This window comes from Paenibacillus marchantiophytorum, assembly GCF_014640555.1.
GTDB lineage: Bacteria > Bacillota > Bacilli > Paenibacillales > NBRC-103111 > Paenibacillus_E > Paenibacillus_E marchantiophytorum.
Genome location: NZ_BMHE01000051.1, coordinates 21413 through 36750, shown reverse-complemented (window position 1 = coordinate 36750; position 15338 = coordinate 21413). Strand labels below are relative to the sequence as shown.

Annotated in this window: 16 protein-coding genes and 1 riboswitch; of the genes, 13 read left to right on the top strand and 3 right to left on the bottom strand. The window is 46.5% G+C overall.

Annotated elements, in window-relative coordinates:
• The first annotated feature begins 96 nt into the window (after nt 1–96).
• The 10 genes from IEY34_RS30150 to IEY34_RS30105 all read left to right on the top strand — a co-directional run bounded on the left by IEY34_RS30150 (nt 97) and on the right by IEY34_RS30105 (nt 9984).
• Nucleotides 97–480: a hypothetical protein gene (locus IEY34_RS30150; protein WP_189019072.1), complete on the top strand. Its 384-nt coding sequence runs from the start codon at nt 97–99 to the stop codon at nt 478–480.
• A 110-nt stretch (nt 481–590) separates the two neighbouring features.
• Nucleotides 591–1838, top strand: a complete 1248-nt coding sequence (locus IEY34_RS30145) for an MDR family MFS transporter (RefSeq protein WP_189019070.1) — start codon at nt 591–593, stop codon at nt 1836–1838.
• Between the two features lie 28 nt (nt 1839–1866).
• Nucleotides 1867–2586: a response regulator transcription factor gene (locus IEY34_RS30140; RefSeq protein ID WP_189019069.1), complete on the top strand. Its 720-nt coding sequence runs from the start codon at nt 1867–1869 to the stop codon at nt 2584–2586.
• A gap of 14 nt (nt 2587–2600) precedes the next feature.
• Entirely contained in the window at nt 2601–3617 is a 1017-nt protein-coding gene (locus IEY34_RS30135) for a HAMP domain-containing sensor histidine kinase (RefSeq protein WP_189019067.1), read from the top strand.
• 65 nt (nt 3618–3682) lie between these two features.
• Nucleotides 3683–3925: a DUF2269 family protein gene (locus IEY34_RS30130; protein WP_189019065.1), complete on the top strand. Its 243-nt coding sequence runs from the start codon at nt 3683–3685 to the stop codon at nt 3923–3925.
• A gap of 1018 nt (nt 3926–4943) precedes the next feature.
• Nucleotides 4944–6254: a molybdopterin-dependent oxidoreductase gene (locus IEY34_RS30125; RefSeq protein ID WP_189019063.1), complete on the top strand. Its 1311-nt coding sequence runs from the start codon at nt 4944–4946 to the stop codon at nt 6252–6254.
• 96 nt (nt 6255–6350) lie between these two features.
• Nucleotides 6351–6995 carry an MOSC domain-containing protein gene (locus tag IEY34_RS30120; protein ID WP_189019061.1) on the top strand — a complete coding sequence of 215 codons (645 nt, stop codon included), beginning with the start codon at nt 6351–6353 and terminating at the stop codon, nt 6993–6995.
• Entirely contained in the window at nt 6992–7609 is a 618-nt protein-coding gene (gene mobA / locus IEY34_RS30115; protein ID WP_189019059.1) for a molybdenum cofactor guanylyltransferase, read from the top strand. Before IEY34_RS30120 ends, mobA begins: the two co-directional genes overlap by 4 nt.
• Nucleotides 7610–7691: 82 nt before the next feature.
• Nucleotides 7692–8696, top strand: a complete 1005-nt coding sequence (gene moaA, locus IEY34_RS30110; RefSeq protein WP_189019058.1) for a GTP 3',8-cyclase MoaA — start codon at nt 7692–7694, stop codon at nt 8694–8696.
• A gap of 25 nt (nt 8697–8721) precedes the next feature.
• Nucleotides 8722–9984, top strand: coding sequence for a molybdopterin molybdotransferase MoeA (locus IEY34_RS30105; protein ID WP_189019056.1), 1263 nt, complete (start codon nt 8722–8724; stop codon nt 9982–9984).
• Between the two features lie 68 nt (nt 9985–10052).
• Here IEY34_RS30105 and IEY34_RS30100 read toward each other — a convergent pair whose 3' ends face one another.
• Nucleotides 10053–11654 carry a copper amine oxidase N-terminal domain-containing protein gene (locus tag IEY34_RS30100; protein ID WP_189019053.1) on the bottom strand — a complete coding sequence of 534 codons (1602 nt, stop codon included), beginning with the start codon at nt 11652–11654 and terminating at the stop codon, nt 10053–10055.
• 178 nt (nt 11655–11832) lie between these two features.
• Between IEY34_RS30100 and IEY34_RS30095 the strand changes: the two genes are divergently transcribed.
• The 3 genes from IEY34_RS30095 to IEY34_RS30085 all read left to right on the top strand — a co-directional run bounded on the left by IEY34_RS30095 (nt 11833) and on the right by IEY34_RS30085 (nt 13611).
• Nucleotides 11833–12411: an RNA polymerase sigma factor gene (locus IEY34_RS30095; RefSeq protein ID WP_189019051.1), complete on the top strand. Its 579-nt coding sequence runs from the start codon at nt 11833–11835 to the stop codon at nt 12409–12411.
• Nucleotides 12408–13199: an anti-sigma factor gene (locus IEY34_RS30090; protein WP_189019089.1), complete on the top strand. Its 792-nt coding sequence runs from the start codon at nt 12408–12410 to the stop codon at nt 13197–13199. The genes IEY34_RS30095 and IEY34_RS30090 overlap by 4 nt, the downstream gene beginning before the upstream one ends.
• Before the next feature lie 196 nt (nt 13200–13395).
• The gene (locus IEY34_RS30085; RefSeq protein WP_189019049.1) at nt 13396–13611 is read left to right on the top strand and encodes a hypothetical protein; all 216 of its coding nucleotides are present in this window, start codon (nt 13396–13398) and stop codon (nt 13609–13611) included.
• 202 nt (nt 13612–13813) lie between these two features.
• Here the strand turns inward: IEY34_RS30085 and IEY34_RS30080 are convergent, their stop codons facing one another.
• Complete coding sequence (locus IEY34_RS30080) at nt 13814–14140, bottom strand: hypothetical protein (protein ID WP_189019047.1); 327 nt, start codon at nt 14138–14140, stop codon at nt 13814–13816.
• 130 nt (nt 14141–14270) lie between these two features.
• A complete protein-coding gene (locus IEY34_RS37615) occupies nt 14271–15062 on the bottom strand; it encodes a stalk domain-containing protein (RefSeq protein WP_308423067.1) in 792 nt (263 codons plus the stop codon).
• Between the two features lie 4 nt (nt 15063–15066).
• Nucleotides 15067–15218: riboswitch (cyclic di-AMP (ydaO/yuaA leader) on the bottom strand.
• Between the last annotated feature and the right edge of the window lie 120 nt (nt 15219–15338).

Below are 15338 nucleotides of genomic sequence, written 5' to 3'. Positions count from 1 at the left end.
TTCTTTAACATTTCGTTGGTATCCTCTGATTATACCCTTTGTTAGTAACCATATAAAGTAAGAACGAAACATTCATTCTAAAGTGAGGTTATTGATATGACTAAAAAGCCCTGGTCTACACAAGAATTGGACAAGTTAGTCCGCTTATCGTCTGAATGCCCGCCTGTTGTTATTGCAAGAGAATTATCTCGTCCTGTAACATCAGTGCGCAAGAAAATGCGTGAAATTGGTATAAGTTATGTGACCGGGGAACAATGGAAAAAGAGTCAGATTCAATACCTCATTTCGGATGAAGGCATTTCGTATAACCATAAACATAAACTGACCCAATCTTCCAAAGAAAATGAGTTTGATTCCCCTGTGCTCGATGAGTTCTGGACAACATTAGTGAAAATGGCCAGAGTAGCAAAAAAGAGGGGGAAGAAAGTGGATGTCCTTTCCTTCATTGATACATACCGTAAGATTCGTATTGGCGGATAATAGCTTTGTAATGACTTCATAAAAGGTGAAATCCGTTATAACGAGATTTTACCTTTTTCTTTTGCCTGCTTCCTTCTAAAATGAGAAGACCACGACAGCCAGGAGGATTTATGCACAGAATTCCGCTCTTTTCATTAATCAGTAAGTACGACACCGCAATCTGGGTACGGGTGGTCGGAACTATTTTAACATCATTAGCCGGATTTATGATGAGACCTTATCTTGTCTATTATTTGTACGACAAACTCGATGGCTCCATTCTGCTATCCATGTTAATCGTAGGCTTACAGCCGTTAGTCGGCATTTTCGTAAATTTGTACGCAGGCAGTCTAAGCGATCGGTATGGGCGAAAGCCGATGATACTGGCGGCGCTTGTCATCCAGGCGTTCGCTGTTGGCGGATATATGTTTGCCAGCCATGTATGGGAATTTGCCTTAATTTCGATTATAAACGGGATTGGACATGCGATGTATCAGCCAGCCGCCAATGCGCAGATCTCTGATGTGGTCCCGGAAGAGAAACGGGCGGAAGTTTTTGCATTGCTGCATACAGCTTTGAATATGGGATCGGCGTTTGGACCGCTGCTAGGGTTACTGCTTTTCACCTGGAATCCCACCATTATTTTTCTAACGTGCTCAGTTGCACTCCTCGCATACGCAGGTTTGGTCGTTTGGAAGGTGCCAGAGACCTTGCCCATGAAAAGTGCGGCGCAACAAGCAGCGGCAAAAAATAAGCAGAAAATTAGATGGCGTGATCACAAGCCATTGCTCTGGATAACGCTTTTGATGATGCCGGTAACTATGCTCTATGCCCAAGTAGAAACAACGTTCCCTCTGCATTTGCAGCAGCATTTTGAAAATTATAAAACGGTCTTTGCTGCGATCATTACATTTAACGGGTGTGTTGTGATCGCCTTGCAGCTCTGGATCGCCAAACGAACCGAACGCGTAGCTCCTTATTTGATCATCGCTGTATCTTATGTACTATTTGCCGTAGTCTCCGTTGGCTATGGGGTGGTTCCATTTTTCGCTTTACTACTTTTTGTTGAATTTTTATTTACCATAGGTGAAATGTTGAATGGTCCTCATATTCAAAAGGTCATCTCCATTATTGCTCCCGAGGATCAAAGAGGCTGGTACTTCTCTATTTTCGGCATGAATTGGCAACTATCGCGCGCAATTGGACCTGTTTTGGGAGGATTCCTCTTCACCCACTACGGTGGAAAAATGATGTTCATCCTGCTTGGCGTGCTCCTTTTGTTCGCTGGCTTCGCCCAAACGATGTATGTACGAAACTTAAACCGCAAACAGGATGAACTTGCACTTGTGTCTAAACCTGATCTGCAAGTGCAAGCTTGAAGGGAACAAGGTGAGGAGGGAAAATCTCATGGGTTCACTCGTTCTCGTTGTTGATGATGAAACGAATATTATAGATGTGTGTACCGTTTATCTGGAGCGGGAGGGCTATCAGGTCATATCAGCGGGAAATGGCGAGGAAGCCATCCGCTTATGGCGGCTGCATCACCCGCAGCTGATCATTCTGGATCTCATGATGCCGGGCAAGACCGGTTGGCAGGTTTGCGAAGAAATTCGCAATGAACAGGACGTGCCCATCATCATGCTGACGGCTTTAGGCGATGAAACGGACCGGCTTATGGGACTGACCATGGGCGCAGATGACTATCTGACGAAGCCGTTTTCGCCGCGGGAGCTGGTGTTGCGAGCCAATGGCATCATGCGCAGGATGCAGCGCAGCAAGCCTGAGGCTAGGAATGCAGATGTGAAGCTGCCAGCGCATCTCCTGAAATTTCCTGGGCTCGAAATCAATGTACTGCACCGAAGTGTTCGTGTGAACGGCAAGGAAATTGAGCTGACCTTGAAGGAATTTGAACTTCTACATGTGTTCGTAGGACATCCGGAACAGGTATTTTCAAGGAACCAACTGCTTAGCAAAGTATGGGATACGGATTATGATGGGGACACAACGACCGTGACGGTTCATATCCGTAGACTAAGGGAGAAAATTGAGGCGAACCCATCGGAGCCGCGATATATCAAGACAGTTTGGGGCATTGGCTATAAATTCGAAGGGAGGGAGCTAACCTGAAGCTTCGCCTATATTTGCTTATTGCCAGCGGTGTGAGTACAGGTATTACTCTGCTTACCCTGTTTATTTGCTACCACTTTATGCTGCTCCACTGGAAGGATGTCGTGTTGCTATCGACAGTAACTTTAATCGCGGCAGTGGTTTCCATGCTCATTCACTATGTCATGACAAGACCTTTGGAGAAATCCATTCATGCCATTACAGAAGAAACCGCGCGTATTTCCGAAGGACAGTTTGAGGGACAAGTTCCGCTAATCGGCCCTGTAGAATTTCAAAAACTGGCTGGACAATTCAACCATATGACGAGCAAGCTGAACAAAAGCTTCCAGAAGCTGCGTTCGGCTGAAGTTTCGCGCAAAGAGCTTGTGGCGAACGTATCACATGATTTACGAACACCGATGGCTTCTATCCTAGCGTTTGTTGAGGCGCTCCAGGACGACGTTATCCAAGATAAAACGACCTTCAATCGCTATCTCCAAACCATTCGTCTTGAAACAGGACGTCTTGATGGACTGATTCAGGAATTATTTAAGCTGTCTCAGCTTGATGCCGGCGGTACCGAATTTACTCCTGAACGATATCATGTGGATCATCTATTGCTCGATAGTCTGCAAAGTTTGTCTTTTCAGCTCGAAGAAAAGAAATTGCAAGTGCAAGTTGATCTTCCGGATCACTTGCCTGCTGTCGCTACGATGCCTAGCGAAATGAAACGAGTGATTTCTAATATTTTGGATAATGCGATACGTCATTCACCCGTTGGTGGAACCATTCGAATTAAAGCAAATAAGCTTTCGGATCCGTTTGTTCAGCTGTGCATTCAGGATGAAGGTGAGGGTATTCGTGGAGCTGATAGCGATAAAATATTTGATCGTTTCTATCGTGCCGATCCTTCGAGAACACGAACGAGCGGTGGCGCAGGTTTAGGACTTGCGATTGCCAAATCCATCGTGGAGCTGCATGGAGGATCAATTGGCGTGAATGTTGAAGAGGGTCAGGGTAGCAGATTTTGGTTCACGCTGCCTATTTATTAAGGTGCTGCTTCCCATGGTTGTGACTAAGGTCACCATCGAGTTAGGAGAAGGAGTGAGGGGAAATATTGTCAAAAAACATCATGCTTGCTGACTATATTTTCACAGTTCCCGGTATTGTGCTGCTTCTGATACCTGGGCATTTGATGGCTGCTAAACAGGGTTACTCCTTGGCAGAGTGGAACTGGGTAACCGCATCCTTATTGTTATTCTCTCTATCTGGCATCTTATGGCTAGCTTTCTTACTCCCCCTCCAGCGTAAAATGATCCTCTACAGCGAAGAGTCCCTGAGGCTTGGACAACAGACATAAGCTTATCGGCGTGTATCAAAAAAGTGGGATATCCTCGGAACTATAGGGACGGTTCTTGGAAGTCTGACATCTAAGGATGTCGGGCTTTTTTTATTGGTGTCCACACTGACTTCTTTGCTTTGGAGGTTTTCGGTCTTAAAGGGCATCTAATGAACTGTATGCTGCTTATAGACGAGAAAATGGCTACTTAGGAAATTTAATGAACTGAGATGGCGCTACCCGGCACTTTATTGGACTTATTGGACGAATAGTGATCATTTGCTGGAAATAGCGCATCTGGAATTCATTAGATTTTCAGAATGAGCGATTTTGGCTAAATAAAGGTTATTGAGTTTGTAAGGAGGCTTGCCATGGTACCTTGACTGGGTGATCTAGTCGCAGAGACTAGGTTTTTCTTGCGTTGAGGTGGGCGCTATCCCCTTGGCTCAGAGGCTGGGGGAACAGTAAGTAGTGGGCGCTATTCCTTAGGCTCAGAGGTTGAGGGAACAGTAAGTGGTGGGAGCTATCCCGTAGGATCAGAGGTTGAGGGAACAGTAAGTAGTGGGAGCTATCCCGTAGGCTCAGAGGTTGAGGGAACAGTAAGTGGTGGGCGCTATCCCATGGGCTCAGTGGGTTGAGGGAACAGTAAGTAGTGGGCGTTATCCCGTAGGCTCAGAGGCTGGGGGAACAGTAAGTAGTGGGCGTTATCCCGTAGGGCTCAGAGGTTGGGGGAACAAGGTTGTGATCAATCCGTTTTGGGGCAAACTATACCCTAGGATAGGAGATGCTGTGAGGGTTCTGAGTCAAGGGGATAGTGGCAATAGTGAAGTAATATAATTTAACCTATTGGAATCCGAACAGTAGGTTGTTCATTCCAGCTTATAGATGAAGCGGGCAACTGGAAAATATCCAGTAGAACTGCTATCGAAATTTCCAATCATATTTAAGAACTTAAATATTCGTAGGTTTGTAAGCCTTTTTTAATATTTATACGTTATGATTAGAGTAAACAGGCAGTTTGGATAAAGGATGTGAGCGTGTGGATACGAAAAGAGGCTGGTTGAAGCAATCTTTTGGAAAGCGATTAAATTCGATACATAGCTGGAATGCTTGGATTGTGCTGCTTCTGACGGTTACAGGCATTGTGCTGAGTATTGGGGCTGTTCGGGGAGAACTCGGGAGTCTGCGGGTGACGTTGAAGCAGCTTCATATTTATTTGGGCGTCGCTTCGATTGTACTCATCGCGCTGTATGCGCCAATGATTCGGAAGCATTGGCACCAGATTCGCGCGCGGCGCAATCAACGCGCGAATCTGGTGTTCGTGCTCGCGCTGCTGGTTGGCTGGGCTGCTTCCGGTGTGATTCTGTGGCAGTTCCGGCATCTGCCACCAGCTCTGAACAATACGGCACTCTTCGTGCATGACCTGCTCACCTGGGTCGGAGTGCCGTATGCCCTGTACCACGCCATCTCGCGAAGCCGATGGCTTAAGCGCCAACAGCGGCTGGACCAAGCCGCTGCCAAAGCCGCGCCGCCCCCAGCGGCGAAGCCCACACCCGCGGCGGCGGAGGACGCCACGGAGAAGCGCTCTGCAGCGCAGGCGGTGATCGCCGCGCTGAAGGAGTCGCCGATCACACGCGCATCGTTCCTGCGACTAGTCGCAGGGGTGCTGCTCGTGATCGCGGTAGGCCCCGCCTTTTATCGGTGGATAAAAGGCGCATTTGATACCGGCGGGTCAACGACCGCCGAGTATATCGCCAGCGACGGCAATAAGATGCTGCCGCCGCCTGCGCCATTGCCGGACTCCGCCGCTGTGGTCGGCGGAGGGGCGAAGGGGAATTTCCGTATTTATACGGTGACGGAAATTCCGGCTTTTTCCTCGGATTCGTGGAAATTTGCCATATCCGGTCTTGTTGATCAGCCCAATACGTGGAATTGGGAAGAGTTCCTGAAGATGAAACGAACGGTACAAGTGAGCGATTTCCATTGTGTAACGGGATGGTCCGTATATAAGTGTACATGGGAAGGTATTCCGCTCAAACAATTGCTGGCCGCAGCGGGGGTCCAATCCAAAGCGAAATTTGTGAAGTTCTACTCCGGAGACAAGGTGTATACGGATGCTCTATCTCTGGATCAAGCAAACGGAGATGATATCATGGTTGCTGTGATGATGGACGGGAAACCCATTCCTCAGAAACTGGGCGGTCCTGTCAGACTCATTGTTCCTCAGATGTATGCCTATAAATCGGTCAAATGGCTGCAAGCCATCGAGCTGATTGAGAAGGAACATATGGGATATTGGGAAGTTAGAGGTTACGATAACGACGCATGGGTAGATGCTTCGAAGGCTTAGCAAGGCTGCGATAGAAGTAAGGATAGGCCTGACTTTCCGAGCGCTTTTTGGTATAGTAAGACTAAGAAGCTAGCTTGGAAATGAGGGGAATTGGTCATGGAAATTGTATCGTTAAATGTTGGTTTACCCCAAGTCATACAGGTGCAAGGAAAAGAGCTGATCACGGGTATTTTCAAATCCCCGGTCAGCTCATCTTTGTTTGTATCCAAAGTGCAAGCAGAGGGCGATGGACAGGCTGATTTGTCTGTGCATGGCGGGCCTGATAAAGCGCTATGCGCATATCCTGAAGAACATTATGCGTTCTGGGAGCAGGAGCTGGGCAAGAAGCTGGAAGCGGGCACGTTCGGCGAAAACTTAACGGTACGAGGTTTGCTCGAAACGGAAGTCTGTATTGGTGACACGTTCGCGATCGGTGAAGTTGTCGTTCAGATTACGCAGCCTCGTCAACCTTGTCATAAACTGGCCAAACGGCTTGATTTGGGCACTGCACCTTTGCAGATGCAAGAGACTGGCTACACCGGCTACTATTTCAGAGTATTAGTTGAAGGCAGGCTGGACAAAGATTCGGCAGTAAAACTGATTAGTAAGGATAAAGAAGGAATTACCATTGCATATGCCAATCAAATCAAATATAAAGAAAAGACAAACGCAGAAGCGATTGGACGTATAGCGGAGCTGCCTGCTCTATCAGCAAGTTGGAAGCAATCTTTTCTCAAAAGGCTGGTGGAGCTCCAAGCATGATTACAGGCGTTATTCTCGCAGGAGGACTCAATCGCCGGATGGGTGGGAAGCTCAAAGCTCTTTTGCCCATACAAGGTCAGCCCCTCATCATTAAGCAATTGAATGAAATGAAGAAAATTTGCAAGCAGATCATTCTTGTCTCTAATGAGCCTGAGAAGCTGCTACCTTGGATCGAGAAGAGTCCCGATGTGGATGTGCAGTGCATCAAGGACTTTTATGTTCAACAGGGCCCTTTAAGCGGTATTCATGCAGCTTCGCTTGCGGCGACGGAACCTCTTATGTGGATTGTTGGCTGTGATATGCCTTTTATTTCAGCTCAAGCGGCTCAAGCTATGGGGAAATTATGTCAGGAAGCGAACGTGGATGCCGTCGTTCCAGTTATTGAAGGACGTACTCATCCGCTTCACGCTGTATATACACGATTGATTGGATCAGAGGCGGAACTGCTGCTGAAGCAGGAGAAGTTTCGTTTGATGGGCTTGTTGGATCATATTGACTGGCAGCCTGTGGAAGAGGAATTTTTTGATTCGCATCATATAGCGCCTCATTTTGCTGCGAATATAAACACACCTGAAGAATATGAGAATATGTTAGTTAATCTATCATCACCATGAATACAAAAGATGAATCTATGATGGAATCTAGGTTTTTGTTAGGAAATATGCCATAATGGTTAAAGAGAGAAGGTGAACTCCTATGCCTAAGCAGCTAATGGATCGGTTCGGACGCATGCATGATTACTTGCGTATTTCTGTCACAGATCGCTGCAATCTTCGTTGTGTCTACTGTATGCCTGAAGAAGGTATGGAATTTGAACCTGATGAGAAGCTTATGACTTTTGAGGAGATTACCGATGTTGTCCGCGTGCTTGCAGGACTGGGTGTTCGCAAACTGAGGTTGACGGGTGGCGAGCCGCTCGTGCGTAAAAACCTGGAGCAACTGATCGGCATGCTTTCTCCAATTCCCGGTATTGAAGATATTGCGTTGACTACGAATGGGATATACTTTGCTTCACGAGCTGAGAAGCTGCGCGCTGCAGGTTTAACCCGTGTAAATATTAGTTTGGATTCATTGAAAGCGGATCGGTTCTCCTTAATTACCAGAGGTGGCGATATTCGCCGCGTCCTTGCTAGTATTGAGGAGGCATACCGTGTTGGAATTACGCCGATTAAGCTAAATGTTGTCTTGATGAAGGGCATTAATGATGATGAAATTGAAGATTTCTTACAAATGACAATAGATCGTCCTATTCAGGTTCGTTTCATTGAATACATGCCGATCGGTCATCAGGATGAGAATTGGAAAAGTCGTTATTTGTCCTTGACCACGGTTTTGGATCGCTGCAAGGAAAAAGGCTGGCATGCTGCAGCATCCGATGCTGTTTATGGGAATGGACCTGCTCAGAATTACCGCATTGAAGGCGCTCTTGGTTCATTTGGTCTCATTCATCCGATCAGCGATCATTTCTGTGAGACCTGCAATCGTCTGCGGATAACGGCAGATGGCAATGTGAAACCATGTTTGTATTGGTCTGATGAATTTAATGTTCGCAAATATATTGGCAATGATGAAGCGGTGGAAGAACTATTTTTCCGAGCGCTCGATATTAAACCGCAAAATCATGAGATGGCGCAGGCGTTGATGAATGAGGAACAGTCGCATACCCCAACACTTCGCCGGATGTCGCAAATTGGTGGCTAATCTAGCCTAGGAGGAACAGAAGGTCGTGAACAGCGATACGAAGCTAAAGTTCGGGCGAAAGGTTATTGCTGTAGATGAAGCTCGAAGCCTGCTGTATGAGCATGTGATTCTCACGAATCCGGAGTCTGTTCCACTGTCTTCATCTTTTGGGAGAAGGCTGGCACTTGATATCTACGCAGATCATGCTGTTCCACATTTTCGTCGATCAGGTGTTGATGGCTACGCGGTGTGCTCAGCGGATATCCAACAAGCATCGCCAGAGAATCCTATCAGCTTGCGGGTCATAGAGCGAATCCCCAGTGGTACCATACCCAAGCTAACGATTCAATCTGGACTGGCCTCACGGATCATGACAGGGGCTCCTGTTCCAGGCGGAGCTGATGCGGTAGTCATGCTGGAGATGACGGATTCATGTCGAGAGGAAGGCGGGCATCATACATCTGTCTGTATCAAAAAGAACGTTCCAGCAGGCAGTAATATTACGCCAATCGCAGGTGAAATCGGTTTTGGAGACTTATTGCTAGCGCAAGGAACAAGAATAGGTCCAGGAGAAGCCGCGATATTGGCAACTTTCGGCTACTCCGTTGTAGCTGTTTATCGAAGGCCGCGAGTGGGCATTTTCTCGACAGGATCAGAGTTGTTGAATGTGGGGGATCAGCTGCAGCCGGGACGTATTCGCAACAGCAACAGTTATATGTTAGCCGCGCAAGTGGAAGCGGCAGGCGGAAGCCCCGTTATTATGCAAGCTCTCTCTGATGACGCAGGAGAGGTGGAATCCGCTCTGCGGGACGCCCTTGCCGATGTGGATTTGGTCTTAACTTCCGGTGGTGTTTCTGTAGGGGACTACGACGTGCTAGTAGATGTTTTTGGGCGGTTCGATGGCAAATTGCTCTTCAATAAAGTCGCAATGCGGCCAGGTACGCCAACGAGCGCGGCTGTGTGGAACAATCGGCTGCTGCTTGCTTTATCGGGGAATCCAGGCGCATCTTTCGTTGGCTTTGAGCTGTTCGCCAAACCGCTGATCAAAGCGATGGCAGGCTCAAGGGAACCTTACCCAGAAGCCATATCAGCCTTTCTAGACGTGGATTACGACAAAGGTTCTGCCTATCCTCGATATGTCAGAGGGATTACGCATGTTGAGAACGGCTGCTTGCGGGTTAAGCCTTCCGGTATTGATAAATCGAGTATTATGGTATCGATTAAAGACGCGGATTGCTTGATCTATTTGCCGGCAGGCGGCAAAGGGTTCCATCGCGAAGAGCCCGTTATTGTTTACCCTATTGTGTGAAGGGCTGATCGTTCTTCACAGCAAAAAGCCGCAACCAGAGTTCAACTCGGTTGCGGCTTTTTGATCATTTAATGCGTGTGTGTGCTCATAGCCATAGCCTTGGTCAATGTGATGGACCAGTCTGCTTCACTCCATTGAACATTCCATCCCAATAATTCAGTGATGAAGCGAAGCGGAACTTGTGTGCGGCCGTCTTTCAGGACGACACCAGCGCCGATTTCCTTTTTCACGCCATTCACTTCCATATAGTCTTTGCCAACCCAGAATGTTAAGGTATCGTTTCCTGCTTTGACCCATGCTGTTTGGGAGGCTTGATCCCAAGTTACGACAGCGCCGATGCCTTCAGCCAGGAAGCGCAGAGGTACATAGGTGTTGCTTTCCCACATGAATGGCGCAGTATCCATTTTTGTTATTTTGTCGTTAATCGTAAAATCGCTGCTGCCAATTTTCATCCATATTTTCATATCCATCGCGGCAGGCGCTTTAGGGTCATGGAATTTATCTTGGAATTGAGCGACGATTCCTCCAGCTAAATAATCGCCAGTATGGGCCATATGCGCGTAGGCTTCACGCGTGCTTGCATAGGTTTTGGCGTAGTCTTTATTGACGTAATTATCGAACGCACTAATTAATTGAGCGACGTGAGGCTTCAGGGCAGCTGCGATATCAGCTGTTTTGAAGTTATTCGGATTGGCTCCCTCTAGGAAGGCACCGAAATCGGTTCCGTATTGGTTTAGTTTATCCAGGGTTTCTTTGCGTTTGGTTTCATCTTTGGCTGCTGTTGCTTTCACATAATCCACGAAAAAGCCAATGTGTGTGTTCCACAAACCTTTGAATGCTTTGCCTGCGTCATCTCCATAGATAGACGTGATGGCCGCACTTAAATCATCGCTGTTCGCAAGAAGTGCGCCAGCTGCCGCATCAAAATCAGGAGCTCCATTGATTCCCTTCTGCATAGCTAGAACGGCTAAACCCCCATGCTCGCTTAGCAAGCGGTCCAAACCTGAGCGGAGATTGACGGAAGCAGCGGAAGCTCCTACATTCGTGAATTTGTCCGGGTACTGTTTCACAATTGCGTCTGCTAGAATTTGTCCGAAATGCACCATATGGGCATAAGCTTCGCGTTCGCTTTTGTAAGCACCCGTGTAGTCTTTGTTCACATAGTCATCAAAGGCGGTGATTAACTGACTGACATGAGCTTTCAAGCCTTCAGCGACGTCAGCTGCTTTGAGGTTTGGATTAGCGCTTTCGAGGAACGCACCGAAATCAGGGCCATATTTGGCTAGCTTATCTAAGGCTGCGGCACGACCTGCTTCATCCTTTTTGGCAGTAGCAGTAACATAATCTACGAAAAATCCGATGTGCGTGTTCCATAGTCCGCTGAACGCCTTGCCGGCATCGGCTCCGTAGACGGAACCAACGGCTTTGGATAAATCATCGCCATTAGCGATTAGTGCGGCCGCCACATCATTGAAGTCAGCAGCGCCGTCGATGCCTTTTTGCATCGCGATGACGGCTAGTTCAGCATGCTCACCGAGCAGGCTTTCCAGAGTGACACGTAAATCGGCAGCGCCGCTTTTCACAGTAATCGAATGAGCGCTCGCCATTGTTGGGAAGATAAGGGTAAGGCCCAGTGCAGCTGTTGCTAATGTTTTGATCATAGGTTTCATAATCGTTCGCTCCTTTGAATTGGGGGATTGTTTGTTGCTCTCGGTTAATAGAACGAGGGATAAACAGATATGGATCACAAGGATCACAAACAAATTTTTGTTTTTTTTCATATCATCCAATACAAGAGATTTTGCGAAGTATATAATAGACAGGAGACTTTGGGAAAGGGGATCCTTCATGAATGGTACGAATACCGACCAAGAACTAATGAGGCAAATCGTGGCTAAAGATGCCGATGCGCTCAAATTTCTATATGAGAAGTATGAAAAACCGATCTATGCATTTGCTTACCGCATTGTTCAAGATACGATGATGGCAGAAGAAGTGGTGCAGGAATTATTCCTGCGTATCTGGAAGGCTGCTGAGCGGTACGATGCCGAACAGGGGAAGCTAACCAGTTGGATGTTTACGCTATCTCGCAACATCGCCATCGATTTGCTGCGCAAAAAGCAAAATCGAACCACAGGGCAAACAGCGGATATGGAACAATTAAGCCGCATTCCCGACATGGGCAAAAGTACGGAAGATGCAGCGCTGGATGGCTGGAGAGGGCAAGAAATACGCGAGGCGCTGCATGAGCTTAATCCCGATCAAAAGCAAGTGCTAGAGCTTATCTATTATCAAGGCTACACCCAGCAAGAAGTGTCCGATAATCAGGCAATTCCGTTAGGTACGGTGAAAAGCAGAGTGAGGCTGGCCTTGAAGCAATTGAAGGGGCGGCTTGCAGGGGTAGGAAAGGAGGAACTTCAAGGATGAATAAGCCGGCAAACGGATGTGAAAATCTAGAGATGTATGCAGTAGGTGGACTAGACCTGGAAGAGCGGGCTGAATTTGAAAGGCATTTGCAAGAATGTGCGGCATGTACCGCTGAACTGGCCGAGCTTATCGAACTTGTCGACCTTTTGCCGATGGCCGCGGAACCTGTGCAAATTCCCGTTGGTATGAAGGAACGCGTGCTTGGTCATATTTTCAGTGATGATTCTGTAGAGGTGCCAAAAGAAGTAGAGGTGCCAAAAGAAGTAGAGAGTGGATTTGCTGTAGGCCGAAAGCGAAGAGGTACCAAGAGAAGTCCATGGAAGCCTTGGATTTATGGAGGACTTTCAGCTGCCGTGCTTATTCTCGGTGTTTATAGTTATCATTTGCAGCAGGATAACCGGGATTTGAAGTTACGCATCGCATTGCTGGATCGGCCGCCAGAAGCGGTTAAAGTCAATGACGTTGTCACCTTGAGCGGCACCGCGCAAGATATTGTAGCGAAGGGCTTAGCTACGATCGTGATTGACGCAAAAGGCACACACCTGCTCGTCCAAGCAGAAAAATTGCCGGAACTGAACAATAACGAGGCCTATCAAGTCTGGTTGATCAAAGGGAAAGATACCCCTGTCAATGCAGGAACATTCCTGACATACAATGGAACAGGCGGATTATATTATACCTTCGATCCTAATAATTATGACACGATTGCCATTACGCTTGAGCCTGATGCGCATGGGGATAAGCCGAGAGGGAAACCGATACTAGCTGCTAATCTAGTAAAAAGCTAAATGTAAATAAAGGCTGTCTCAAAAGGTTATAAACCTAGTGAGCAGCCTTACTTCAGGATAAACCGATAAGATTAATAGGAATATAGGGTAATTAAAAATAATAGCATAGATGAAGAAGGGATTGCAAGAAAAAGATTGCATAATAGTCAAAAGTATAGTAATTTTTAGAAGAGTAAAAATCAGAGGAGGAATTCAAATGGAAAAAATGTGTATGCAAATGATGATGAATATGTGTATGGACGACATGATGAGCCGTATGAAATCGATGAAAATGATGATGAGCACAATGAAAGACATGAACATGATGGAAAGCATGGATATGGACAACATGATGATGAACATGCAAGAGTGCGATGAAATGATGACGATGATGATGAATATGATGCGTGAAATGAAACAAACTTCCATGTAAAAGGATTGACATAAGAATCTCCCAATTCTTATGAGAACCAATCGGCAGAGCAGTCATCTGCATGCCTTAGAACGTAATCAGCCAACCATGCCAGTGGGGCTGAACACAATGTTAAACTTCATGGCAAAGCAGTCCTCTGTATGCCATATTCTCCTTCGTTTCTAACCGTCCGAATCTTCTATTTAAACACAATCCTACATTCTTAAACCTTATTTGCTTTAATTAACTTCACAATCTCAAGTCGTCTCAGCTTTAGCTCCCATACTTTCTCCCGCAGTTGCTCTTCTTCGGTGGAGTTCTGCTTGTGATCTTTTAATTGTTGAAATAGTTTCAGCATATTTCGGTTGATGGAATCAAACATTTGCCATAGTTGAAATTCAAATTGACGAGTCAAATGAAGCTCAAATTGTTTTAATGTTTGGAGGATTTGTTGCTGCCATTCCGTATCTCCTAGTGCTAGAGCATAATTGTATAGATCAAGATGATCATTAATCCAGGTTTGGGCAATGGGGTGTTTGTAGGTGAACATCTTGAACAGCTCCTTTTTTTAAAACCTTATACCGAGTATTATACTAGGAATTATCAGAAATTCAAGTGGTATATATAAAAAAAGTTGGATTTTGTGAAAAAAGATCTCACAAATCCAACTTTTTATTTGTTTAATTTGATAATTTATATACTTTAATGGTTTGGATGCCGAATTTTCTTAATGTCGTCTGGGAACCAGGAACAAAGATATCCAAGTGCTTTCCTTTAACAGAACCGCCAGTATCTGTTGCGTAGGCATACATGCCGCCTGCTGGTAACCCATTGAAGGTATAACCTTCTATATAGAGCTTTGATCCAAGCGGGATTACAGATGGATCAACAGCTACAGTTCCAACGGAAAGAGGATTGCCGAGAAAATCTAGAGCTGCATATCCGCCATTTTCAGCCGGATCTGCGGAATAGACCGTCGATTGAAAGAGTTCATAATCGGGTGCATGGTTATTGCCATCCTTGCTAAGTATCGCTATATTGCTGCTAGCGTCCCACTGAACGGGTATGTCGGAAGCATTGCTAAGAAAACGAAGAGGCACATAAACGCGGCCATCTTGGAATTCAGCATGGGTATCCATCATGACGGTGTTATTATCGATTTCAGCTTCTTTTTGACCCGAAACCAAAGTGATGGTGTGCTTGTCATTGTTCAGTACGACTTTGATTTGATTGCCTTCTTTGTGCCATTGCACGTCATAACCTAATTTCTCTGTTACGAAACGCACGGGTACTTGCGTGGCATGATTGCCATCCAGATAGGGCTGTGCATCCGGAAATTGGACCAGATCATCATTGACTTGCACTTTCACATCCATCTCGGCCGCATGGGCGGAAAATGGGGAAAGAAAGCCTCCTGCCAAGACTGTTAAAGACACAGCAAGGCTAGTTAACCCTTTTGTAAGCTTATTCAATTGGTGAGCCTCCTTCATGAGCCTTCGAGGTTAGTTGACGGGTTCGGGAAGAAGGTTCTCCCTAGTCTGCTCCGCGAAAGAGCAAATATTCACCCCAAGTAAATCGTCCCCCGTACCGGCACTTTGTCTGTGCACCGGACTCGGCTTTAAATAGTTTACCATCGAACATTCAGGCGGAACAACGACCAAAATATGGTTGGTCGCAAATCCATACTGGACTTAGGTCTAGGAACAAAACAGTCGCGAGTCCGTTTTGAGCGGTACTTGTTTCAGCTA